Source organism: Paenibacillus sp. TAF43_2, assembly GCF_052113545.1.
Lineage (GTDB): Bacteria > Bacillota > Bacilli > Paenibacillales > Paenibacillaceae > Pristimantibacillus.
Map to the genome: position 1 here is coordinate 1 of NZ_JBFRDK010000051.1, position 22,318 is coordinate 22,318.

At 44.2% G+C, this 22,318-nt stretch carries 20 protein-coding genes, 1 other RNA gene and 1 pseudogene; 7 read left to right on the forward strand and 15 right to left on the reverse strand.

Features of this window, described 5'->3' with window-relative positions:
- The 4 genes and pseudogenes from AB4Z17_RS13550 to AB4Z17_RS13565 form a co-directional block, all read right to left on the reverse strand.
- Nucleotides 1-718 (reverse strand): annotated as a pseudogene (locus AB4Z17_RS13550) (AIPR family protein); the annotation flags it as partial.
- 13 nt (nucleotides 719-731) lie between these two features.
- On the reverse strand, nucleotides 732-1,676 hold the full coding sequence (locus AB4Z17_RS13555; protein WP_441960244.1) for a PD-(D/E)XK motif protein: 945 nt from the start codon (nucleotides 1,674-1,676) through the stop codon (nucleotides 732-734).
- Nucleotides 1,657-4,392, reverse strand: coding sequence for a Z1 domain-containing protein (locus AB4Z17_RS13560; protein WP_441960246.1), 2,736 nt, complete (start codon nucleotides 4,390-4,392; stop codon nucleotides 1,657-1,659). Before AB4Z17_RS13560 ends, AB4Z17_RS13555 begins: the two co-directional genes overlap by 20 nt.
- Nucleotides 4,393-5,850 (reverse strand): ATP-binding protein, encoded by a 1,458-nt coding sequence (locus AB4Z17_RS13565; RefSeq protein ID WP_441960248.1) that lies wholly within the window; start codon nucleotides 5,848-5,850, stop codon nucleotides 4,393-4,395.
- A gap of 245 nt (nucleotides 5,851-6,095) precedes the next feature.
- Here AB4Z17_RS13565 and AB4Z17_RS13570 point away from each other — a divergent pair, with 245 nt between their 5' ends.
- From AB4Z17_RS13570 to AB4Z17_RS13595, 6 genes are all read left to right on the forward strand, one after another.
- The gene (locus AB4Z17_RS13570; RefSeq protein WP_441960281.1) at nucleotides 6,096-6,395 is read left to right on the forward strand and encodes a hypothetical protein; all 300 of its coding nucleotides are present in this window, start codon (nucleotides 6,096-6,098) and stop codon (nucleotides 6,393-6,395) included.
- The gene (locus tag AB4Z17_RS13575) at nucleotides 6,320-6,580 is read left to right on the forward strand and encodes a recombinase family protein (RefSeq protein ID WP_441960250.1); all 261 of its coding nucleotides are present in this window, start codon (nucleotides 6,320-6,322) and stop codon (nucleotides 6,578-6,580) included. The genes AB4Z17_RS13570 and AB4Z17_RS13575 overlap by 76 nt, the downstream gene beginning before the upstream one ends.
- A 101-nt stretch (nucleotides 6,581-6,681) precedes the next feature.
- Nucleotides 6,682-6,831, forward strand: coding sequence for a recombinase zinc beta ribbon domain-containing protein (locus tag AB4Z17_RS13580; protein WP_441960252.1), 150 nt, complete (start codon nucleotides 6,682-6,684; stop codon nucleotides 6,829-6,831).
- A gap of 71 nt (nucleotides 6,832-6,902) precedes the next feature.
- Nucleotides 6,903-7,100, forward strand: a complete 198-nt coding sequence (locus AB4Z17_RS13585) for a hypothetical protein (RefSeq protein ID WP_441960254.1) — start codon at nucleotides 6,903-6,905, stop codon at nucleotides 7,098-7,100.
- Between the two features lie 842 nt (nucleotides 7,101-7,942).
- Entirely contained in the window at nucleotides 7,943-8,563 is a 621-nt protein-coding gene (locus AB4Z17_RS13590) for a hypothetical protein (RefSeq protein WP_441960255.1), read from the forward strand.
- On the forward strand, nucleotides 8,556-8,927 hold the full coding sequence (locus AB4Z17_RS13595; RefSeq protein WP_441960257.1) for a hypothetical protein: 372 nt from the start codon (nucleotides 8,556-8,558) through the stop codon (nucleotides 8,925-8,927). Before AB4Z17_RS13590 ends, AB4Z17_RS13595 begins: the two co-directional genes overlap by 8 nt.
- Nucleotides 8,928-9,507: 580 nt before the next feature.
- Here AB4Z17_RS13595 and ssrA read toward each other — a convergent pair.
- Nucleotides 9,508-9,899, reverse strand: a transfer-messenger RNA (tmRNA) gene (gene ssrA, locus AB4Z17_RS13600).
- 23 nt (nucleotides 9,900-9,922) lie between these two features.
- Nucleotides 9,923-10,402 (reverse strand): SsrA-binding protein SmpB, encoded by a 480-nt coding sequence (gene smpB / locus AB4Z17_RS13605; protein WP_076270736.1) that lies wholly within the window; start codon nucleotides 10,400-10,402, stop codon nucleotides 9,923-9,925.
- Nucleotides 10,403-10,539: 137 nt separating this feature from the next.
- Between smpB and AB4Z17_RS13610 the strand changes: the two genes are divergently transcribed.
- Complete coding sequence (locus tag AB4Z17_RS13610; protein ID WP_441912710.1) at nucleotides 10,540-11,268, forward strand: copper homeostasis protein CutC; 729 nt, start codon at nucleotides 10,540-10,542, stop codon at nucleotides 11,266-11,268.
- An 88-nt stretch (nucleotides 11,269-11,356) separates the two neighbouring features.
- Here AB4Z17_RS13610 and AB4Z17_RS13615 read toward each other — a convergent pair whose 3' ends face one another.
- The 9 genes from AB4Z17_RS13615 to gap all read right to left on the reverse strand — a co-directional run bounded on the left by AB4Z17_RS13615 (nucleotide 11,357) and on the right by gap (nucleotide 22,237).
- Nucleotides 11,357-11,557, reverse strand: coding sequence for a cold-shock protein (locus tag AB4Z17_RS13615; protein ID WP_028609190.1), 201 nt, complete (start codon nucleotides 11,555-11,557; stop codon nucleotides 11,357-11,359).
- Nucleotides 11,558-11,813: 256 nt separating this feature from the next.
- Nucleotides 11,814-14,822, reverse strand: a complete 3,009-nt coding sequence (rnr, locus tag AB4Z17_RS13620; protein WP_441960259.1) for a ribonuclease R — start codon at nucleotides 14,820-14,822, stop codon at nucleotides 11,814-11,816.
- A gap of 170 nt (nucleotides 14,823-14,992) precedes the next feature.
- A complete protein-coding gene (gene secG / locus AB4Z17_RS13625; RefSeq protein WP_054025946.1) occupies nucleotides 14,993-15,229 on the reverse strand; it encodes a preprotein translocase subunit SecG in 237 nt (78 codons plus the stop codon).
- 98 nt (nucleotides 15,230-15,327) lie between these two features.
- Nucleotides 15,328-16,095, reverse strand: a complete 768-nt coding sequence (locus tag AB4Z17_RS13630; RefSeq protein ID WP_430063731.1) for a sugar phosphate isomerase/epimerase family protein — start codon at nucleotides 16,093-16,095, stop codon at nucleotides 15,328-15,330.
- Between the two features lie 118 nt (nucleotides 16,096-16,213).
- The gene (gene eno, locus AB4Z17_RS13635; protein WP_441960261.1) at nucleotides 16,214-17,506 is read right to left on the reverse strand and encodes a phosphopyruvate hydratase; all 1,293 of its coding nucleotides are present in this window, start codon (nucleotides 17,504-17,506) and stop codon (nucleotides 16,214-16,216) included.
- A gap of 25 nt (nucleotides 17,507-17,531) precedes the next feature.
- The gene (gpmI, locus tag AB4Z17_RS13640) at nucleotides 17,532-19,073 is read right to left on the reverse strand and encodes a 2,3-bisphosphoglycerate-independent phosphoglycerate mutase (protein ID WP_076270741.1); all 1,542 of its coding nucleotides are present in this window, start codon (nucleotides 19,071-19,073) and stop codon (nucleotides 17,532-17,534) included.
- A 1-nt stretch (nucleotide 19,074) separates the two neighbouring features.
- Entirely contained in the window at nucleotides 19,075-19,833 is a 759-nt protein-coding gene (tpiA, locus tag AB4Z17_RS13645) for a triose-phosphate isomerase (protein ID WP_441960263.1), read from the reverse strand.
- Between the two features lie 39 nt (nucleotides 19,834-19,872).
- On the reverse strand, nucleotides 19,873-21,057 hold the full coding sequence (locus AB4Z17_RS13650; protein ID WP_441960265.1) for a phosphoglycerate kinase: 1,185 nt from the start codon (nucleotides 21,055-21,057) through the stop codon (nucleotides 19,873-19,875).
- A gap of 175 nt (nucleotides 21,058-21,232) precedes the next feature.
- Complete coding sequence (gap, locus tag AB4Z17_RS13655) at nucleotides 21,233-22,237, reverse strand: type I glyceraldehyde-3-phosphate dehydrogenase (protein WP_076270744.1); 1,005 nt, start codon at nucleotides 22,235-22,237, stop codon at nucleotides 21,233-21,235.
- Between the last annotated feature and the right edge of the window lie 81 nt (nucleotides 22,238-22,318).

The following is a 22,318-nucleotide window of genomic DNA, read 5'->3' on the forward strand; positions in this document are numbered from 1 at the left end:
ACTGAGCACCATAGCGATCATATACATCCGCCAGCACTGTCCCTGGGATTACCCCCAAGAAACAACGATAAGGATTTTCTCCAAAGTTGCTAGTATCCAAGCAGGGTATCCCCATCTTAGAGTATTGAGTGAAATCTATTTCAATATTCTCCCGCCCAGAATCAGCAAGGAACATTTTATAAAGCCTCTCAGCATCCCATATTTGAAACTCGACAATGACCTCTTCAAAATCTTTGACAGGGAAGCTCTCGATTCGACCACTCATTAGCCCATCCGTAAAAAGTAAAATGCGAAATTTGCGAATTCGTTCCCTATTCGTTTTTAGAATATCGATAAGGTCTGCTGCTGAGCTACTAACCTCAACTTTTTTTTGAAGGTTATTGTTGTATGCTTCATCCAAGAATCGAATAGGCCATTCAAATATCTGCTCTGCTTCTGACCGTGTAAGAGTTTTCTCTTTACCCTCACCAACGTAATCAGCAACAATAAGTGTCATTGTATAATCAAACTCATCTAATGCGTACCCATCTACACGCAACTTACGATTGCGCAAGCCAGCACCAATATAGAATGCTGGCTCATAATCAGGCAATACTTCAGCATTCACCAAATAGGTTGAGACTATGCCAGCAAATGCTGCACTAGAGCCTTCACCATACGCCGCTGCAGTAGACCGCACATCTTCCAAAAGCTCTTTTCGGAATTCATATAAATCCATTTAGCCCTCCTAGTTAATCAACTTTCCAGTTTTCAATCGACTGGATGTTGATTTGGTAGCTTGCTGCCGTAATCTGAACTGGAACATTACCTTGCAGAAGCCTAGGAAAGTCTTCATCTACATTATATCTTCTTACACCGCCTAGGCGATACCATTGTTTCTCGTATTCCTGCATGTCGATATAACCATACTGCAACAACTTTAGGTTAAACAAGTCAAAAGCGATGGGAGTGCCTCGCAACATTTCACGCATGTCTGCCACTATACTACTCAAAGTAAATGACTTTGCATCGTTAGGAGCAGTCTTGTCGATAAAAAACAAAACAAGTTCTCCAGGGAGCGTCGCTTCAAGTTGCTCTAGAGAAGAGATTGAAACAGTTTTCGCACCAATTCCTGGCGCTTTGATTTCATGCCAACCATGCTCGTCCACGAAATCTTGATCGGCACCTTCAGGTCCTATCCAGCTAGTAACAGCGTTAAATGGAAAAGCACCTTGTGACATGATTTGCTGGAGGAAGCAAATTTCGCCCATGAGACCTTTTCTTTCCGCCTCGCTGAGCAAGCCATTTCTCTGGAGTTCCATCAGTCTAGTCCATTGGCTATATCGATTTAGTACAAATTCCAGCCCTTCTATTGTATCAGTTTGGTTCCGTGACGACTCTATTAAATCGCAACATAGTCTGATATATACTTCTTCCTGTTCCATTCGAAGAAGTCTAAAAGTAAGTGCCCAATCACTGTCAGCACGTTGAGCRTAAGAAACTAAAATCGATTTCGAAGAAGCAACGCTACTTGGCTCTATTGAAGTTATCAAGAGTAACGACCTTTGATTAATACCCTCATATCCAATATGCCATTCGAGCGAATGTTCAGCGTCTATTCTTACGTAGCCACTCGAGTGTTGACCCATCAAATTCCATTTTTCAACCAAACTCTCGCTAGACAACATCGTCATCATCCTCATCGTCATCTAGGTCCACCCAATTTCTTAATTCCACTAAATTCACAACATAATTAGCCGTAAGAACTTCACCGTTGCCAGGTAGACCAATGCCTATTGCAAACAATATATCAGGAATTTTGTTGTTATGGATCTCTTCATCATCCTGTTCACTTTCAATCACGTGCAACATCAAAATCGGCTTTCGATCCTTAATCAGATAGGCGCTGTCAGGAACATTCTTTCTCTCAGGATGTGTTCGTATAAACTCATTCTTGGCTTCCTCAATCTGTCCCTTAGACAGCCCTGCCTTAGTGGAACCTCCTGCACCTACACGTACCTTTGTACCTGAAACTTTAATCATTCCATTTGACTCAGTAATAGTTCGACGTTGTGGTCTTACAGTGAAAATGCCATTAATCCCTTCAAGTTCATATTCTTGTTGGCTTGAACCATTTGGCAGAAAGACATCCCACTCTGTAAGTCCAGAACTATTTTCTATAAAATCCGCCAACGCTCTACCCTGGAATGACAGATGCCACGGATGGGTGTCAAAACTGCGCAGCAAATCGATAACAATGTCTTTATTTATGCCAGACCACATTTTCCCGTTTTGTTCAACTTCAACACCGTACCCAACACTATCGAGATTCGCAATAAACAGCTTAAATACTTGCTCATTTGCCTCCAATACATCAGGTTTTGATTTTAGTCTAGGTGTTTCCAATAATTTCCCTGTCACTGTTATCGGCCGACTGACTGGTGTGCCTGTACGCATCTTATTGCGAGCAGTAACGATTAGAGAGTTGGGATCCTGTCGCACCTTCAATCCAAAGTCTCTTGGGGTCATCGGAGGTTGTGATTTATTCATTTTGCTGATCTCATTTTTAAGCTCATTTGCGGCTTCAGTAATGTAACCATACCAATCAATTGCATCCTCTGCCATCCACACCTTGAAAACATCATCATAATTAGGACGGTAGCCAAACCACCGACCCATTTGCAAGAGGGTGTCATACATTTGTGAATTACGATAAAAGTAGCTAACACAAAGCCCTTCCAACGTTAGACCACGGGAGAGACTATTTCCCCCAATTGCAATTACCCTGAAGCCATTTTCTCTGTGTGTGTAATAGTCTAAGCTGGCTGCTCCAGTCCTCTGGTTGACAGCACGCACTTCAATCGGGGCAACTGCTTTATTCAAATACTTCTGTTGCAACTCAATCCAGTCAATTCCTGCTTTTTCTGCTAACTCGTGTTTATCCCATACAAGCTTTAAAAAGTGCAAAGAACGAATTCTTAGCGCTTGCTCTTCATCGAACGATGCATAATTGCGCAAGTCAGACTGCACTTGATTCAGCCAAGTATTTACATGTTCTTTAGTTTCCACTTGAACATCTGTAAATCTGCTTACATTGATAAGCATGGAACGATGTTCTGTTGTGTCTCTCCTCAAATCTCTAATAGCATTCGCCAAAAGGAAGAAAGCAATTGCTTCATACATGCTTGGCGGCAAATCGTCTATTTCGAGATCCTTCTTATGCTTAAATGGATAGAACTGTTCTATCTCCTCTGTTTCAATTCGCACCAGACAATGGTCGTATCTCGGCTGTTCTCCAAATATCGCGTCGGCACCTATATAATTAGATGGGGGTGAAAGTACATAGATAAAATCTCTAGGAAATAAATCATCCCCTACCATATCATCGTTTGTCTCAGGGTTAATAAATATATTGGCAAAAGGAGTAGCCGTAATACCTAAATATGATGCCTGATAAAATCTTCCTAAAATAGAACGAATAGCCGCATTTATTGCGGTAGGATCTTCATCCTCCTTTTTGGTGTTTACTGATGCATTATCGGCCTCATCATCAATCAGCAATAATGGTAAATCTATCTTCCCACTGTTATCGGCGTTATTAGAAGTTAACCAGCTTTCTAGACTTCTAAGCACTGATTTGTTTTTCTTTACTACAAACAAAGCTGGCTCACTGATGTTCTTTAATGTTAAGTCATTGCTATTCAATATAGTTGAGTTAAAGTCAAATAACACAGTCGTAAATGCAGAAATCCTTCTAGTTGCATCTATTTTCCCGACTCCATCGAACACATTCCTGATTTCCTGTTTCCCCTTCTTTTTCAAAAGGTCTTTGCTCAGTCTTCCAGCAAACTCTTTGTCCAAACGCTCCTGTGTCTGCTTTCGCAAATTCTCCATTGTACCTGTTAGTACAATGATCACTTTATATCCTGTATCAGCTGCCTTGTTGCAGATAGCAGTATAGTTAGCTGTTTTCCCTGATTGTACGTCCCCCAGAACAAGTCCTCTTCTTTGCCAAGGCGTGCTGCTTTTAGGATCACCCAATAAATCAACAATTTCAGTTGATACTGTGTCCAGATTCGCTGTCACACGTACATTCCATCCCTTATTGTCTTCCAGGTAACGTCTATATCGATTCCAATAATAAAAATCAAGATCAGCCCGCCTCGCAGGCAACCATGATTGATGATCACCATTCTGCTCAGTGATATAAATACCCACATCCATAGTAATGGGCAATACGGCCTTTAAGTTTCTAATGATTTGTTCAAACTCTTCATCCGATACTTGCATATTCACTCTGAGTGCATTAGCCTCATCCATAAATTGTTCTTCTGTTGGCGGTTCAACTTGATATTTAGTATTCATAGTAATGGAAATGAATCTTTCTAGCATTTGGCCGTTTTGGCTTAGCATTTAATTTCCCTCCTGAATAAATTCATATAGCCATTCTAGATATTGGTCAAATGGCTCTGTTATAGATAAGCGTCTTACCATCTCTTTGCGTTCCTGTTCACTTCTACATCCAGTGAACAATTGTTTCAGCAAAGGCATCAAATCTGCTTTGGAAACTTCTTTTTCATTGAGAACTCGTTCATCGCTTGTTAAATCTACATACAGTTGATTTAATGGTAGTCCGCGTTCTATCTGAATCAGTAGCTGCTCTATAGCGCTCTTCTCTGACTCTCCCATTTCACGCAAAACTTCAATTAAAGGATAATCCCTGTTGATTTCGTAAACGATGCCGCCCTCTCGGGTTTTGATACGGTCCCACACATGAACTTTCGAGTCTTCCGTCTCCTTCTTTCCACGATAGGTCCATGTACGCTTGCTCCTGCCCGCCAACTTTTCGATTATTGGGGCCAAATTCCTACGAACCACTTCAGGCGGGACTGCTACAGACTTCTTAATATCTAAGGTCCATAAATAATCTAGTGAATTGGGAATATCAACTCTAACTCGAGCTAACTTGGATAACTCCCCTTGTCGCATCAACCTGAACCACGTCCCCCACACAAGCAAACGTTTATTGCGGTAAACATAGAATCCTTGTTGTTTGCGAAGTCCTTCCTTTCCACCCAGTATATTAATTTCTGTTTCTGAAAGCATTGAAATATGCGGCAATATATAAGGACTTACTACGATTTTTTGCCCATTTATATTAATGCTTTCCTCATCCATAACTTGCGTGCTCTTTCCAGTTAAAAATGGGTCGATTGACTCCAACGATATTTTATTAATAGAAATTCGGATCTTTTTTAGGCCTGCTTCACCTGAAAGATAGCGATGGAATACCAAAGACAAATGCTCTCGCACTCGATCCATATATTTACCCATACTTTCGTCAAAGTTAAATTCCCCAACTTTTAGCCGATCAAGTTCCTGCCACAGAACCATAGTTCCAGAGCTATTAATAAAGATTTCATCAATGTGCGGACAAGCTTTGATCTCATCTTCGTCTAGTAATTTCAAAGACCAATCATCCGTAGTTGCAATAAAATCCAAATCCCATTGTGCCCCTGTCACAATTCCATCTTTACCGCTAATAACCGATAGCTTTCTGCATTGAGACATTGAAGCAGTTTTCAAACCTAATCCAAATCTCCCTAAATCAGCAGTGGCTCTTGTATCCAATGGATTTTTGCTGCCATAACGCATTGCATTTATCAGCTCATCCTGATCCATGCCAGCTCCATTGTCTATTATCGCGACATACGGACTCCCAATCGGAAAAAAGTATATATCTATTTTAGTTGAATTTGCTGTAATGCTATTATCTATAATATCGGCTAACGCTGTTTCTAAAGAATAACCAATAGCTCGTGTGGCCTCCATAAGCACAGGGGCATTCGGTGGCAAGGAAACTATTTTCAAATTAGTGGCCCCTTCCAATAATCACCTACTAGGATAACTATACTTTTAGCATTACATTGTCAACTGCTAAAATTCGACTTTATAGTACAATATTCCTTCTTTTGGATAAAATAAAAGCGCTTCAACGAGTGTAAAATACTACTTTATGATAATAGTCTTGTTCGTTAAATCGAACTCACATGGCAAGGTACAATCACGTTATCTACAAAACTCTACTAGCTCAGGTAGTCTTTTAAGATGTCTCCGTGACTGGAACAATAGACCGACATTTAAACGCCTCAGGACAAGCTATTAGAGGGTATGTCAACGCTAACCTAGCCATAGAAGTACGCAAGGGAATTACTCAAAATGCTCAGCTGGGATACGGCAATGGAGGGACTCCTCTTTACGGTTATCGGACAGAACAGGTTGCCTTTGCTCTGGGGCGCAAAAGACAAAGGCAGTATGGGTTCACGGACCGAGTGAAGAAGTGGATGTTGTCCGCTGGATATTCAATCAGTATGCTTATGAGAGCGTTGAATACAAAAAGATCTCCAGCAACCTAAAGGAGAAAGGAGTACCTTCGCAGAAAGCTGCTCAATGGTCGGCCATTACCATACGGGCTATATATTCAATGAATCCTACATCGGACGCAAGATTTGGATTAAGCAAGATTATCAAGTTAATAAGAAAAAAGTGGAATAATTGTTTGGAATGGGTGATCACAGAAATGCACACTCTTCAATCATAACTGAGGAATTGTTTAATCTTTGCCAGGAAAGAGCAAAGGGTCGTAATAACGGCGGGGGAAGTCACTCATAATCCATTTCAGATTAAACCAAATTCACAGTATTGGTTGCGAGGCTCTTTTATTGCGATAACTGCGGCCCCAAGATGCTTGGCCACTCAACGTCAACATCTCGGAAGAAAGGAGGTCAGCGCTATTACCTGTGCAGTAGGTACATGCGCAAGGGCAAGGACTTCTGCGAGTATATAAGCTAGCGTAAAGAAACAATGGAGCGAATTGTATCAAATAAGCTGCACTCGGCTTTGTTAAGATTCACTTGGATAATATGCTGGAAGATGAAATTAGCAGATATCATCAAGACTCCAATCGACAAGCTATCGTCATACTTTCCAACCTAGAGACAAAGATCAGCTTCTTACAGAGAAAGATCGGCTCTATGCAAAATGATATTGATAACGGATGGGCGAAAGCGTTCTATAGTGAGCTTATGAACGAAATGAAGTCGGAGTTAGATGACAAGTAATCAATGTACCTGAAATTGAATCATGAGTATTAGCCGCCTGTAATTGATGAAGTCAATATGGCACTTGTAAAGAACGATTTATGACGGCTTATAGAACTGCTAGATGCTGACACACCTAATGTGGATTTGCTGAATGCAATGGTAGTCAAGTATTTTCCGAGCATCGGCATCCATCGCGAGACCAAGACCGTGCACATTGTCTTTAGCATTCAGTCGCATGGAACAAATTTGTATCGCAAAACCATCACGGCCGATTGGGATACTGCATCTCACAAATAACTGTCTAAAATCAGGGCAATGACTGATGTTTTTGCCCCAATCTCACAATTAAAGTGCTTATTCCGTTCCTGCAAGAGATAACAAACTACTATACAGTAAACTAGTAGATCACTTAGTTCGCAATCTCCCTCTAAATCATTTATAATTTTAACTTGTAAATGATCTTAAACATTCTATACAAGTGTCACATTCATAATATCTTAATGTTTTTTCATTGCAACTCTGTTTGAACTCCATCCGTTTTTACTTTTCAATTGAATAATTATTAAAGATTTTGACGAGATCACAAATCAAACAAATAATTTAGCAGAGTGGTGATGTCATGATAAATGCAGGTTCTATTAACTTGATTTCACAGTGGCTAAATAAACCAAGGACAATAAATTGGGCAATTAAACTCGGTTTTAATACTAGAAAGAAACCATTACTGACTGGTTCATTCAGTACAACACTTTCATTTTTAGATGATCAGGGTGAAAAATAGGGAGATACTTATGTAAAGGTTGTTGGCCAGCACTATGATGACTATGCTCATTGGAGTCAAGTAAGACAACTACTGCCAATTGGTGGAACTACTGCCAATTGGTGGAATATCCAACAACCTACAAACGTTCAYCCCTAATCCTTTCACGGGCAGGCACTTTAAAGGTGCCGCACCTGGTGTAACAGGCTTGATAGGAGAGGTACTTGTAACAGTTTTCTTACAAAAAGAAATAGGACTGAACCCCTTGCAAATCGCTCATTTGATGGATAATACAAAAGCACCTGATCTTTGCCTTGATATTCAGCCTAGCAATTTAGCTCCTTTACTCCAGAAACATTCTACTAACCAGTCTGTACAAGCATTATTAAAGCAGTTGAATGGTATGACTTGGAACGATCCTCTCCCAATGGAGTGCAAAAGCAGACGTAATCAAGGTACTAGACAAATAAGATCGGCTCTTCACCAGTTGCTTGCATACTGGAGGCAAGTTCCTATGATGGCTGGACATGGAGTTATAGCTCAAATAGATGTGGTACCTCAAACCATCATAAATTTGCACTTCATTATCCCTAAAACTTCTGAACTTAATAATGTACGAAGTATTATATTAGGTCAAGGGAAGCACCCCAGCCTCAACCTTCCTACTGACCCAAAGATTAGCGACTTTAATCGCTTGTTAGGAGGCAAAATAATTGGCTAAGCCATCTGTTGTTGAAAAATTCCAGAAAGCCCGTTTGTATCAATGGATCGGCGATTACTATGAGGCACAAAAATTGTATGAAGAAATTGAACAAAATGAAGAAGAAATGGCTTATATACTTAAACCTACAGTAAACCAAAAAAAGAAAAAATTATCTCTCAATAAGGAGTCGTTAGAATCCAAATACGGTAATGATACATCCGATTTCAAGTATGTCGCAGCAGAACTTGCTCCTCCAAAAAAAACACTGTATTTACTCGGTGTCAATAAACTTAAACCTGAGAATAAAAGAAGTGTCAAAATGCCAGACAAACAAACAAACAAAATGGGAATATTCTATATCCATAGTATCAAGAGTTACTGATGAACTAAGGCTTGAAATAAGAGGGTTTAATCCTCTGGGCGAAATACCTAATATAAATAATAAGAAGGACATATTATTTTCTGTATTGGATGTAGCATCTGTTGGGCGAAATGAAGGAGATATAATCTGGTACAATGGTACGCTCACTGATTCATCTGATTTACTGTATATCTCGGTAGATTATTGGGGTTTACTCTGCGGGACAGTCTTAGTTCGAGAAGACAACCTCGGGGACTCACTTGCCTACATTCACATTACAATATGTGAACTCGACAAAGCAATGTGGAAGTACTAAGTCATTAATCAATTGATTTCATAATCAAGTAGCTACCCAAAATGAAAATATGATATATTTCACAATATATTAAGCCAACTATTGTAGGTCCGTCTATATGACCACATCCTCACTCTCGCAATGGCTGAGCCTGTCATCGTACCCTGTGAGAGACTCTCATGCTATTCAACCAAATAACGTCATAAACTCCTTGTAGAATCAGCGTTTCCAACCTCCACGAACTCTTGTGGATTATACCTAGACATAAAGAAAGAGAGTACCTAACACGGTACTCTCTCACATGGTTGGTGGAGGCGAGGGGATTTGAACCCCTGTCCGAAGATCACGCCACACAGGCTTCTACGGGTGTAGTCACAGTTTTGATGTCACCCAAGCAAACGCCCCGTAACCGGCTTTCGCTAAGGTCAGCCTGATTGTCTTCTTCAGCTCACCGCAGGCGGAGATGAGACAGCGTATTCCACTACTTGTTAGCCCCTAATCCAGTCACATGGACGATGCTGGGTAGAAGCACGCAATTGAAGCTTTAGGATTAAGGATCAGCATCTGACAAAGCAGGCTGTTCCGATTGTCTAGCACGAATGCACTTGCATTTATTGATTGTCTTGCCGTTGCTACTGTCTTAGTATACCACGAATCAGCTGCTTCCGTGCACAATTGTTATTGGCAATCATGGTCGCTTGCTGCCATGGAAATCTACACCTTAGTTAGAAACCTTCTGTTTCTCACGCAGCACGCGCTGGATATCACGCTGAGCATCACGTTTAGCAGCACTATCGCGCTTGTCGTATTGCTTCTTACCTTTACCGAGACCAATCAATAACTTCGCGTAACCATTGCGCACATAAATCTTCAAGGGTACAATAGCATAACCTTCTTGCTTGGATAAGCCTAGAAGCTTATGAATTTGCATCTTGTGCATCAACAGCTTGCGAGCACGCGTTGGATCGGTAGGGTTATGAATATTCCCTTGCTCGAACGGACTAATGTGCATATTGTGTATGAAAATTTCGCCGTTGCGAATGGTAGCAAATGCATCACTAATATTTGCACGACCTGTTCGCAGCGATTTAATTTCTGTACCCAAAAGCACCATGCCAGCTTCGAACGTTTCCTCAATGAAATAGTCATGGGAAGCTTTCTTATTCTGGGCGAGCTGCTTGCCGTCACTCTTCTTACCCATGCTAGTCACCTCGACTTAATTAAGCTAAAATAATGGTTGCAAGTATACTGGTGTTCATTGTAACAACTTTGACAACGAAAATCAAGGCGGCCATGGAGCATCCCGCTCTGTCGCTCTGCCAAAAAAGGAGATTTCCCATGCTGCTTGAAATCATTGCTACGACTGCAGATGAAGCGGTTACAGCTGTAGTGCACGGTGCGGACCGTGTAGAGCTTATATCCGCCTTTGAAGAAGGTGGACTAACTCCACAAGAGGACGTTACGGTTTCGGTGCTTGAGGCGTTAAAACGGCTTGAGCAAGCTAATCACACACCTATAACTAAAGTATATCCCGTACATGCGATGGTTAGGCCTCATAGCAAGTCCTTTGTTTACGATAAGGCAGATCTTAGTGAAATGGCTGCTCAAATGATTAGAATGCGTACATCAGGCGTTCATGCGTTCGTCTTAGGCACGCTTCAGCTTGATGGGACTATTAATACAGATGCATTAGAAAGTTTATTGGAAGCTGCCGGCGATCGTCCTGTTACCTTCCACCGAGCATTTGATGAGGTGCCTGACCAAGAAGAGGCGTTAGCCACACTCCTAAAATACCCTCAAATCAAATGGATACTTACCTCAGGCGGTAAACCGAGCGTTCTTGAAGCAACAGATCAAATTAATAGGTTGGTTAAACAAAGTATTGGACATACTGTTACCATACTCCCAGGAAGCGGTCTATCGGTTCCTTCATTGCCTGCCTTCATAAAATCTACCGGAGCACAAGCCGTTCATCTCGGAACTGGTGTTAGAACCGGTGGAACAGATTCTCCTATCGATGGAATGCTCGTTCGTCATGCCCGTCAATTACTTAACGAATTCCTATAAAGAAACAAAACAGAAGCTCCTTTTATGCACAAAAAAACCGCCCTCAACCTAAAAGGTCAAAGGCGGTTTTATCAACGTTCGTAAGCTACTACAGCTTTACAACGTTTTCTGCTTGTGGTCCACGGTTGCCTTGAACAACGTTAAATTCTACGCGTTGTCCTTCTTCAAGAGTTTTGAAGCCTTCGCCAGTGATTGCGGAGAAATGTACGAATACATCGTTGCCGCCTTCAACTTCGATAAAGCCGAAACCTTTTTCTGCGTTAAACCATTTAACTGTACCTTGTTGCATGTGTAAAAACCTCCAAAAAAATAATATTAATATGCGCCTGGTTTGTCTTTAAACAAAAAATTCACACATTGGAAAGGGTTTCATGACTATAATGATACCCTTTTCAATATGTGAATTCAGGTTCATATTATCGATTGATTTGAGTGTACTATACCCAGAATTAAAATGCAAGTGACGAGCTTAAATATATTTTCCCAAATTGCCCAGATCGCGGCGACTTCCAATTATGCCATAGAACGGAAGTCGCCGCCCTTATTTATTTGCGATTTTTCCGGACAAAAGCAGCTGTGGCGTTGCCGCCGCCTCCGCTTTTTTTCTTCCGCTTGCTCTTCGCCGCATCGCCGCCGCTGCCTTCCACGCTCGGCAATTCCGCGCCTCGCTCACTACCGACCACGCCGCCCTGCGGCGTATGCCGCCGCTTCGCGCCGCCGCCACTTCCATCGCTCCGCCGCTGCCCGGCTCCACGACCATTTCCGCCTGGCCCGCCGCTATTGCGGATGGGCAGGCCCCACATATCCGTACGCGCATTGTTCCCGCGCGATGAATCTCTACCGTTGCCCGGCGACAAATCCGCCTCTTGCCCCGGCCCACGCTCCGCCGGATTTCCACCGTCGTTCACGCCAGCTCCGGCTGCGCCTTCGCCGCCACGTCCGCGCCGCTTGCCGCCGCGCCCGCTATCAGGTGCATCGATGCGCCATGGATTGGCCTGCTCGACAATGCCAACCACGCTGCGATCGACGCCGCCGCCAAATCCGCCGCGTCCGCCTTTGCCTCCGCGACCTTTGCCGCGGCCGCCCTCGGCTGCACCGCCTTGACCTTTACCTCCCGCGTTTGCACCGCGATCCGTTTTACCACGATAACCTTCGGCTGCACCGCCTTGGCCTTTGCCAGCCGCGCTTGCTCCTCGCTCGTTTTTGCCACGGTAAACTTCGCTTGCGCCACCTTTACCAGCACCACTCGCGCCGCGCTCGCCTCTTCCGCGGTTGCCCTCACCTGCACCGCCTTGACCTTTGCCGCCGCGATTGCGATCACCGAAACCACCGCGTTTTTTGCCGCCGCGTTCGCCGCCGCCAAAACCACTGCTTGGTATGCCTTTATAGCCGCTGCGCGGCTTCATATCTACAAGCTCGAAATCAATCGTGTGCTCCGTCATACTCACCCGAGTAACGCGAATTTTAACTTCATCGCCAATTCGGTACACTTTCGACGTACGCTCGCCGACCAATATCATATGCTGCTCATGGAAGTTATAATAATCATCAGACATGTCGCTCAAACGAATTAGTCCTTCGACCGAATTGTCCAATTCGATAAACATGCCGAAGCTCGTTACGCTGCTAATAATGCCTTCGAACTCTTCGCCCACTTTATCGAGCATGAATTCACATTTTTTCAACTGCTCAGTATCACGCTCTGCATCAACCGCTACACGCTCACGTTCCGAGGAATGCTGCGCAATTTCCGGCATCCTTGCCGTTAGCGACTCATGTCTCGCTTCCGTCAATTGGCCTTTGCCATCAAGCACCTCGCGAATGATACGGTGAATGACCAAGTCAGGATAGCGGCGAATTGGCGATGTAAAGTGTGAATAAAACTCGGCTGCAAGGCCAAAATGCCCCAAGCTCTCCGCATCGTATTTCGCCTGCTTCATCGAACGAAGCATCACAGTGGAAATAACGGTCGCTTCCTTCGTGCCGCGAATGTCCTCAAGCAGTGTCTGCAATGCTTTTGGATGAATGGAATTGCCTTTGCCCTTCACGACATAACCGAAGTTTGCTGCAAACTGAACGAAGTTAAGCAATTTCTCTTGTGACGGATCTTCATGAATCCGGTACAGGAACGGCACACGAAGCCAGTGAAAATGCTCGGCAACCGTTTCATTCGCCACGAGCATAAATTCCTCGATGATTTGCTCCGCTACCGAACGCTCGCGCTTCACAATATCAACCGCTTTGCCGTTCTCATCCACGATAACCTTAGACTCTTGGAAATCGAAGTCAATCGCTCCGCGCTTCATTCGTTTTGAACGAAGACGCATCGCTAGATCCTCCATCAAGCCAAACATATCAAGCAAGCCGGCGTAACGCTCTTTCAACTCGGTTTGCGGCTCTTCTTCCGTTGCAGTCAATATTTTTTTCACATTCGTATAGGTCATACGCTCTTTCGTGCGAATCACACTCGTAAACACATCATGACGTACACGCTTAAGCGTCGCCGCATCAAATTCCATTTCACATGAAAGCGTCAGACGATCAACCTGCGGGTTGAGCGAGCATATGCCATTCGACAAACGATGCGGCAGCATCGGAATAACGCGATCCACCAAATATACGCTGCAGCCTCTAAGGTATGCTTCCTGATCGAGCTCTGAATTTTCTTTTACGTAATAGCCGACATCGGCAATATGTACACCTAACAAATAATTGCCGTTCTCCAGACGCTTCACATGCACCGCATCATCTAGATCCTTTGCGTCCTCGCCATCTATCGTCACGATGACCTCATCGCGCAAATCTCGTCTGCCTTGCTGCACAATCTCATCGTCTGTAATGGAATCAGGTGCCGCTTCAGCTTCTCTCATTACTTCATCAGGAAAGCCCTCTGGCAGCTGATGCTTGCGAATAATCGACAGGATGTCGACACCGGGATCATTTTTATGTCCCAAAATTTCGACAATTTCCCCTTCGGCAGCAGAACGCCCTTCTGGATAGGAAACGATTTTAACGACAACCTTCTGTCCGGAGACAGCACCTTGATAGCCGCCTTTTGGAATAAAGATATCCCGATTGATCCGTTTATCATCCGGCACGACAAAAGCATAAACCTCGTGATCCTCGAACGTTCCTACGATTTGCGTAACGGCACGTTCTACAATACGGACGACCTCGCCCTCCATCCGGCCTCCATGCTCACTTCTCGAAGTGACACGAACCAGAATGATGTCTCCATTCATTGCGCTCTTCAAATCATTGGCATGCAAATACACATCTCCATGATCCTTCTCATCCGGGATTAGAAAACCGAAGCCCTTGGCATGCGATTGCAGCTTGCCGCGCAATAAGTTCATTCGTTCCGGCACGCCGTAATGATCATTTGGCGTACGAATGATTTTGCCTTCATCCTCTAATTTGTTCAGCAGCTTAAGGAACTCCTTAAACTCCACTGCATCTACGATACCAAAATGTTTCTCAAGCTCTTGGTACGTCATCGGCTTATACGCCGTCTCTCTCATAAAATCAAGCAGTTCCTGCTCGTAATTAATCATTATTAGTTTTTCTCCTCATAAACCTGCCGTATTGCTCTAGCGCCATTTGCAGCAGGTTGATAGATTATCATATAACTTGTAGTATACACGAAATGGAAGCCCAGCATCCGTGAATATGATGAAAATACAAAAAAAGCGAGGAATATCCTCGCTTTCTGCGTGTGTGTTCGTTATTGTTTTACGAAGTAAGATACAACAAGCGCCAATATGAAGAAACCAGCTGCAAGAGCAACTGTCAAACGTTGCAAGAACAAATCCAAACCGCGCGCTTTCTGTTTTCCGAAAAGGTGCTCAGCGCCACCCGTAATCGCTCCGGACAAGCCTGCACTCTTACCTTTTTGCAACAATACGACAGCAATAAGGCCGACAGAAAATATAACAAGCACGATTTTCAATATGATATCCATTCATTCCACCTCCAGCATAGGAGCTCCGTAGAAACACATAAATCGAGTGTACCATAGATGGGCACAAATTACAATAGGACAGGCCYTATTCTCGCTGTTCACGCAAAGCCATGCTCTTTCAAATAGTTAAAATTATTTGCTGCGCTATCAAGGGAGCTTGAGCTGAATTGCTCCTGCTCCACAAACATATATTTAACGCCTGCAGGCTCAAGCTCTTTTAACAGCTCATCATAACCTACCTCGCCTTTGCCGATTTCTGCATCCTTACGCCCTTTCAAAAAGTCTTTCAAATGCACGCAAGGAACGCGTCCCTTATATTTCTTCAAATAATCAGCCGGTTTATAACCAGCGATATAAATCCAGCCCAAATCAAACTCCATCTGCAAGAGCTCCTCTGGAACATCCGACAATATTTGATCGATAATAGGCTTCTTCTCCACCAGCTTAAATTCAAAATCATGATTATGGTAGCCGTATTGCATACCTGTTGCCTTCACCTGTTTTGCGCATTTTGTGAAAACATCAACTAAATACTGCACATTATCCTTTGTCGGAAGTTCAGGAAGCGGCGACCAAGGCGTAATAATATAAGTCACATCAAGCTCCATGGCATATTCAATTTGTCCTTCAAAATCAGACTCCATTTGCTTGGTATCGCTAAAATTCAAAGGTACATGAACGGAGGGGGCAATTAATCCGAGTCCATCCATCTTGCTTTTCAACTCTTTGGCCGGCATTTTGAAATACCCTGTGAATTCAACCGCTTTATAGCCGATTTTGGCTACCTTCTCCAGCGTGGACAAAAAATCAATCTCCGTTTGATCACGAAGAGAATACATTTGAATGCCTATAACAGGTTTCGCCAATCAAACACACCGCCTAATCGTTGATGCTTTACCCTCTTATTATGTCCTGTATGAGCGAAAAAAAAAGAAGGATATGCCTGATGAGGCATACCCTTCTATATAAGCCGCTAAATGCGTCTTATTTTACGTGTTTCAAGTTGTAGAAAGCTGATTTGCCAGCGTATTGAGCTGTCGAACCAAGCTGGTCCTCAATGCGAAGCAATTGGTTGTATTTCGCAACGCGGTCCGTACGGGAAGGAGCGCCTGTTTTGATTTGGCCAGCGTTTGTAGCTACAGCGATGTCAGCGATTGTGCTGTCTTCGCTCTCGCCTGAACGGTGAGAGATAACTGCTGTGTAACCAGCGCGTTTAGCCATTTCGATTGCATCAAAAGTTTCAGTAAGCGTACCGATTTGGTTAACTTTTACAAGGATAGAGTTACCTACCCCTTTGTCGATACCATCGGATAGACGCYCAGTGTTCGTAACGAACAGATCGTCACCAACGAGTTGAACTTTTTTGCCAAGCTTCTCAGTAAGCAATTTCCAACCATCCCAATCGTCTTCAGAACAGCCGTCTTCGATTGTAAGGATTGGGTATTTGTCAGCCCATGAAGCAAGTAGGTCAACGAACTCAGCAGGTGTAAACGATTTGCCTTCGCCTGCAAGCACGTATTTGCCGTCTTTGAAGAACTCAGTGGAAGCAACGTCCATACCTAGGAATACGTCAACGCCTGGCTTGTAGCCTGCGCGCTCGATAGCCGAGATAATTGTTGTAATTGCTTCTTCGTTTGAACCAAGGTTAGGAGCAAAGCCGCCTTCGTCGCCAACAGCTGTGTTTAGGCCTTTATCATGCAATACTGCTTTTAGGTTGTGGAAAATTTCAGCGCCGATACGAAGCGCTTCTTTGAAGCTTTCAGCACCAACAGGAAGAACCATAAATTCTTGAACGTCGATGTTGTTGTCAGCGTGCTCGCCGCCGTTGATGATGTTCATCATTGGAACTGGAAGCGTCTTAGCGTTGAATCCGCCAAGGTAAGTGTAAAGAGGTACATCAAGAGCGTCAGCAGCTGCGCGAGCTACTGCCATCGATACAGCTAGAATTGCGTTAGCGCCTAGCTTAGCTTTGTTTGGCGTACCATCAAGCTCGATCATTTTGCGGTCGATAGCTACTTGATCAAGAGCATCTAGGCCAATGATTTCAGGAGCGATTTCAGTGTTAACATTTTCAACAGCTTTCAAAACGCCTTTACCAAGGTAACGGGATTTGTCGCCGTCACGAAGCTCAACAGCTTCGTATGCGCCAGTGGAAGCGCCGGATGGAACGATTGCACGGCCTTTGCCGCCGGACTCAAGAGAAACCTCTACTTCTACAGTTGGATTCCCGCGGGAATCAAGCACTTCGCGTGCGTATACATCAACGATAATTGACATGAGAGAAAACACTCCTTTTAAAGTTTTATTTTTTGTTGATTAATGTAATGCCCGTCATTTCAGCTGGCTTAGCAAGCTCAAGCAGATCAAGAACCGTTGGTGCGATATCTGCAAGAATACCGCCGTCGCGAAGAGTCTCGCCTGCTTTCGTTACGATAAGCGGAACCGGGTTCGTTGTATGTGCCGTAAACGGACGGCCATTCTCGTCGAACACCATGTCAGCATTGCCATGGTCAGCCGTGATGATGCAGACGCCGCCTTTGGCTAGTACTGCTTCCACTACTTTGCCAAGGCATTCATCCGTCGCTTCAACCGCTTTGATCGTAGGCTCCAGCATGCCGGAATGGCCTACCATATCAGGGTTGGCGAAATTCAGAATGATTGCGTCATGCTTGTCAGATTCAATCTCGCGTACCGTGGACTCAGCTAGCTCATATGCGCTCATTTCCGGCTTGAGATCGTACGTTGCGACCTTAGGGGAGTTAATAAGCACACGAGTTTCGCCAGGAAGCTCATGATCGCGTCCGCCGCTGAAGAAAAATGTAACGTGCGGATATTTTTCTGTTTCTGCAGTACGTAATTGAGTCTTGTTGTTTTGCACGAGCACTTCGCCAAGCGTATTATCAAGGTTCTTTGGTGAATACGCAACGAATCCGCCAACGGTTTCACTGAATAGCGTCAAGCAGACGAAATACAGATTAACAGGGCGCTTCTCGCCACGGTCAAAGCCGCGGAAGTCCTCGTTCGTGAATACTTGCGACAATTGAATCGCACGGTCAGGACGGAAGTTGAAGAAAATCACTGCGTCCTCGGATTCAACAAGGCCAACTGGCTTGTTTTCACCGTCTACAATAACCGTTGGCATAACGAATTCATCATAAACCGATTTCTCGTAGGATTCAACTACCGCTTGAATCGGATCGAAATATTGAGGGCCCTCGCCATATACCATAGCGCGGTAGGATTTCTCCGTACGCTCCCAACGCTTGTCGCGGTCCATTGCATAGTAACGGCCTTGAACCGTCGCAATGCGGCCTACGCCAACCTCTTCGATTTTGGCTTGAAGACGCTCTAGATAGCCCTTTGCACTATCCGGGGACACGTCGCGGCCATCAAGAAAAGCATGAATGTACACTTCTTCAAGCTCTTCCTTCTTCGCTAGATCGAGCAATGCGAACAAATGCTCAATGTGGCTATGAACGCCTCCATCCGACAGCAAGCCGTATAGATGAAGCTTTTTGCTATTTGTTTTTACATGGCGAACAGCACCAAGGATCGTCTCATTGTCGTAAAATTCACCATCGCGGATCGATTTACTAATACGAGTCAAATCCTGATAAACGATGCGGCCTGCGCCGATGTTCAAGTGGCCAACCTCGGAGTTGCCCATTTGACCTTCAGGTAGCCCAACCGCTTCGCCGCATGCTGTCAATGTCGTATGCGGATAAGTTGACCAATAACGGTCATAGTTTGGTTTGTTTGCTTGTGCAACCGCGTTGCCCGTTACATCATCGCGCAAACCGAAGCCGTCGAGAATAATAAGCGCTACAGGTTTCGGAGCAGCCATATTACTTGGCCCCCTCGACCAGTGCAATGTAGGATGCAGGCTCCAAGCTCGCGCCCCCAACAAGTGCACCGTCAATATCAGCTTGACCCATGTACTCAGCTACGTTATTAGGCTTCACGCTGCCGCCGTATTGAATGCGAACCGCATCAGCAGTCGCTTGATCGTAAAGACYAGCAACAACGCTGCGGATATAACCGATAACATCTTGTGCATCCTCGGAAGTAGAAGATTTGCCAGTACCGATAGCCCAGATTGGCTCATAAGCGATAACAACTTCAGCTGCTTGTGCTGCAGATAGGCCTACAAAAGCTGCTTCTGTTTGCACTTTGCATACTTCTTTTGTTTGTCCAGCTTCGCGCTCTTCCAGCTTCTCGCCTACACAAACGATAGGAAGCAAGCCATTTTTGAAGGAAGCATGAACCTTCTTGTTTACGATCTCATCTGATTCCGCGAAATAAGCGCGGCGCTCGGAGTGACCGATAATTACGTATTTCACACCAAGATCTTTCAGCATAACGCCGCTGATTTCACCTGTGAATGCACCGTTGTCTTCAAAATGTACGTTTTGTGCTCCAATAGCAATCGACGTACCTTTTGCAGCTTCAACAAGTGCCGGAAGTGTTGTGTATGGCGCGCAGATCACGCTCTCTACACCTGCAACTTCAGCTTTGCCTTTAATTTCGGAGAAAAATGTTACAGCCTCGGATACCGTTTTGAACATTTTCCAGTTACCTGCAATAATCGGTGTTCTGTTGCTCATGCGTAATCCTCCTCAAATCTATATAGTTGGGTAAATGTATTATTTATCGTTAAGAGCAACTACGCCTGGAAGCACTTTGCCTTCCATAAACTCTAGGGAAGCACCGCCGCCTGTCGAGATGAAGTCCATTTTGTCAGCTAGGTGGAATTTCTCAGCTGCTGCTGCGGAATCGCCGCCGCCAATTACAGTATAGCCAGCTGTTTCTGCGCAAGCGCGAGCAACGGCTTGTGTACCATGGGAGAATGGCTCGATTTCGAATACGCCCATAGGTCCGTTCCATACAACCAGCTTGGAGTTTTTGATCACATCAGCATAAAGTTCACGTGTTTTAGGACCGATGTCGATACCTTCCCAATCAGCAGGGATGCTGTCAACGTCAACGATTTGCGTGTTAGCGTTAGCGCTGAAATCGTCAGTTACAACGATATCAACTGGGATCAAGAAGTTTTTGCCTAGTTTTTTCGCTTTTTCCATGAACTCAAGAGCCAAATCAAGCTTGCTGTTGTCTACAAGCGATTTGCCGATTTCATGGCCTTGTGCTTTGAAGAATGTATAAGACAAGCCGCCGCCAATGATGACATTGTCAGCAATTTCAAGCATTTTATCGATTACAGCGATTTTGTCCTTAACTTTCGAACCGCCAACGATCGCTGTGAAAGGACGCTCTGGGTTGTTAAGCGCTTTGCCTAGTACTTCAAGCTCTCTCTCCATAAGAAGGCCTGATACAGCTGGCAAAATGTGTGCAATGCCTTCTGTCGAAGCGTGAGCGCGGTGAGCAGCGCCGAATGCATCGTTTACGAACAGGTCAGCAAGTTTTGCAAAAGCTTTCGCTAGTTCTGGATCGTTTTTCTCTTCGCCTTCATAGAAACGTACGTTTTCAAGCAACAGCACATCACCATTGTTTAGTGCAGCAACTTGTGCTTCAACAGCTTCACCGATAGCTTCGTTCGCTTTCGTTACTTGCTTGCCTAGCAGCTCGGATAGACGTACTGCGGAAGCTGTGTGGCGAAGCTCTTCTACTACTTGACCGTTTGGACGTCCAAGGTGACTTGCAAGAATAACTTTAGCGCCTTTTTCAATCAAAAAGTTGATTGTAGGAAGCGTTTCACGAATACGTTTGTCATCCGTAATTTTTCCCTCTTCAAGCGGCACGTTAAAATCAACGCGAACAAATACTCGTTTACCAGCTAGTTCTGCAACATCACGTACACTTTTCTTATTCATCTATGAAGCCTCCCGAAAATGTGTTATGGAAAGGTATAGCGGTAGAATACAAAAAAAAGAAGGGCGTTCCTTCAAAGAAGAAACGCCCCCATGACTTACGACTCTAGAAGCCGCAAATCAAAAACCTTAGCTCCGCATGCGCGGAATGCTGCGGTCTTTAGTCCGTCTTCTTTGCTTACAGACCTTTGCTAGCAATGTAAGCAGCAAGATCAACTACGCGGTTTGAGTAGCCCCACTCGTTGTCGTACCATGAGATAACTTTAACCATGTTGCCTTCAACAACCATAGTCGAAAGACCATCGATTGTGGAAGAAGCAGGGTCGCTATTGTAGTCGCTTGATACAAGCGGCAATTCGTTGTAGTTCAAGATGCCTTTAAGAGGACCGTCAGCAGCTTCTTTCAATGCTGCGTTAACTTCTTCTACAGTAACATTAACTTTAAGCTCAGCTACAAGGTCAGTTACAGATACGTTAGGCGTAGGAACGCGCATTGCCATACCGTTTAGTTTGCCTTTAAGCTCAGGAAGAACAAGTGCAACAGCTTTTGCTGCGCCAGTTGAAGAAGGAATGATGTTCTCAGCAGCTGCGCGAGCACGACGCAAGTCTTTGTGAGGAACGTCAAGAACGGATTGGTCATTTGTGTATGAGTGAATTGTAGTCATCATACCTTTAACGATTCCGAATTTGTCGTTCAATACTTTTGCGAAAGGTGCTAGGCAGTTCGTTGTGCAAGAAGCGTTGGAAATAATGGTGTGTGCCGCAGCGTCGTATTTATCTTCGTTAACGCCGATAACTACTGTAATATCTTCGTTCGTTGCAGGTGCGGAGATGATAACTTTTTTAGCGCCGCCTTGCAAGTGAAGCTCAGCTTTTTCTTTCGCTGTGAAAATACCAGTTGATTCAACTACGATTTCAACGCCTACTGAACCCCAAGGAAGGTCTGCAGGGTTGCGCTCTGCGAATACTTTGATTTCGCGGCCATTTACGATAAGCGCGCCTTCTTTAGCTTCAACAGTACCGTCAAGTTGACCGTGTGTTGTATCGTATTTCAGAAGATGTGCCAGTGTTGCAGTATCCGTAAGATCATTTACTGCCACGATTTGAACATCAGGGTTGTTCAGTGCTGCGCGGAATACGTTACGGCCGATGCGACCAAAACCATTAATACCAACTTTAACCATTTTTGTTTCCTCCTAAGCGTTTTTAAAAGATTTATGAATATATTTCAAGACATTTTGCAGGTATGCCTTAACAGCAATTTG

Excerpts from the sequence above, each read along its gene's own strand:
- smpB (WP_076270736.1), bottom strand. The coding sequence starts at position 10,402 with ATGGGTAAGAAGAGTGACGGCAAGCAGCTCGCCCAGAATAAGAAAGCT.
- gap (WP_076270744.1), bottom strand. The coding sequence starts at position 22,237 with ATGGTTAAAGTTGGTATTAATGGTTTTGGTCGCATCGGCCGTAACGTA.
- gpmI (WP_076270741.1), bottom strand. The coding sequence starts at position 19,073 with ATGGCTGCTCCGAAACCTGTAGCGCTTATTATTCTCGACGGCTTCGGT.
- AB4Z17_RS13650 (WP_441960265.1), bottom strand. The coding sequence starts at position 21,057 with ATGAATAAGAAAAGTGTACGTGATGTTGCAGAACTAGCTGGTAAACGA.
- rnr (WP_441960259.1), bottom strand. The coding sequence starts at position 14,822 with ATGATTAATTACGAGCAGGAACTGCTTGATTTTATGAGAGAGACGGCG.
- AB4Z17_RS13585 (WP_441960254.1), top strand. The coding sequence starts at position 6,903 with ATGCTGGAAGATGAAATTAGCAGATATCATCAAGACTCCAATCGACAA.
- AB4Z17_RS13560 (WP_441960246.1), bottom strand. The coding sequence starts at position 4,392 with ATGCTAAGCCAAAACGGCCAAATGCTAGAAAGATTCATTTCCATTACT.
- AB4Z17_RS13610 (WP_441912710.1), top strand. The coding sequence starts at position 10,540 with ATGCTGCTTGAAATCATTGCTACGACTGCAGATGAAGCGGTTACAGCT.
- secG (WP_054025946.1), bottom strand. The coding sequence starts at position 15,229 with ATGGATATCATATTGAAAATCGTGCTTGTTATATTTTCTGTCGGCCTT.
- AB4Z17_RS13615 (WP_028609190.1), bottom strand. The coding sequence starts at position 11,557 with ATGCAACAAGGTACAGTTAAATGGTTTAACGCAGAAAAAGGTTTCGGC.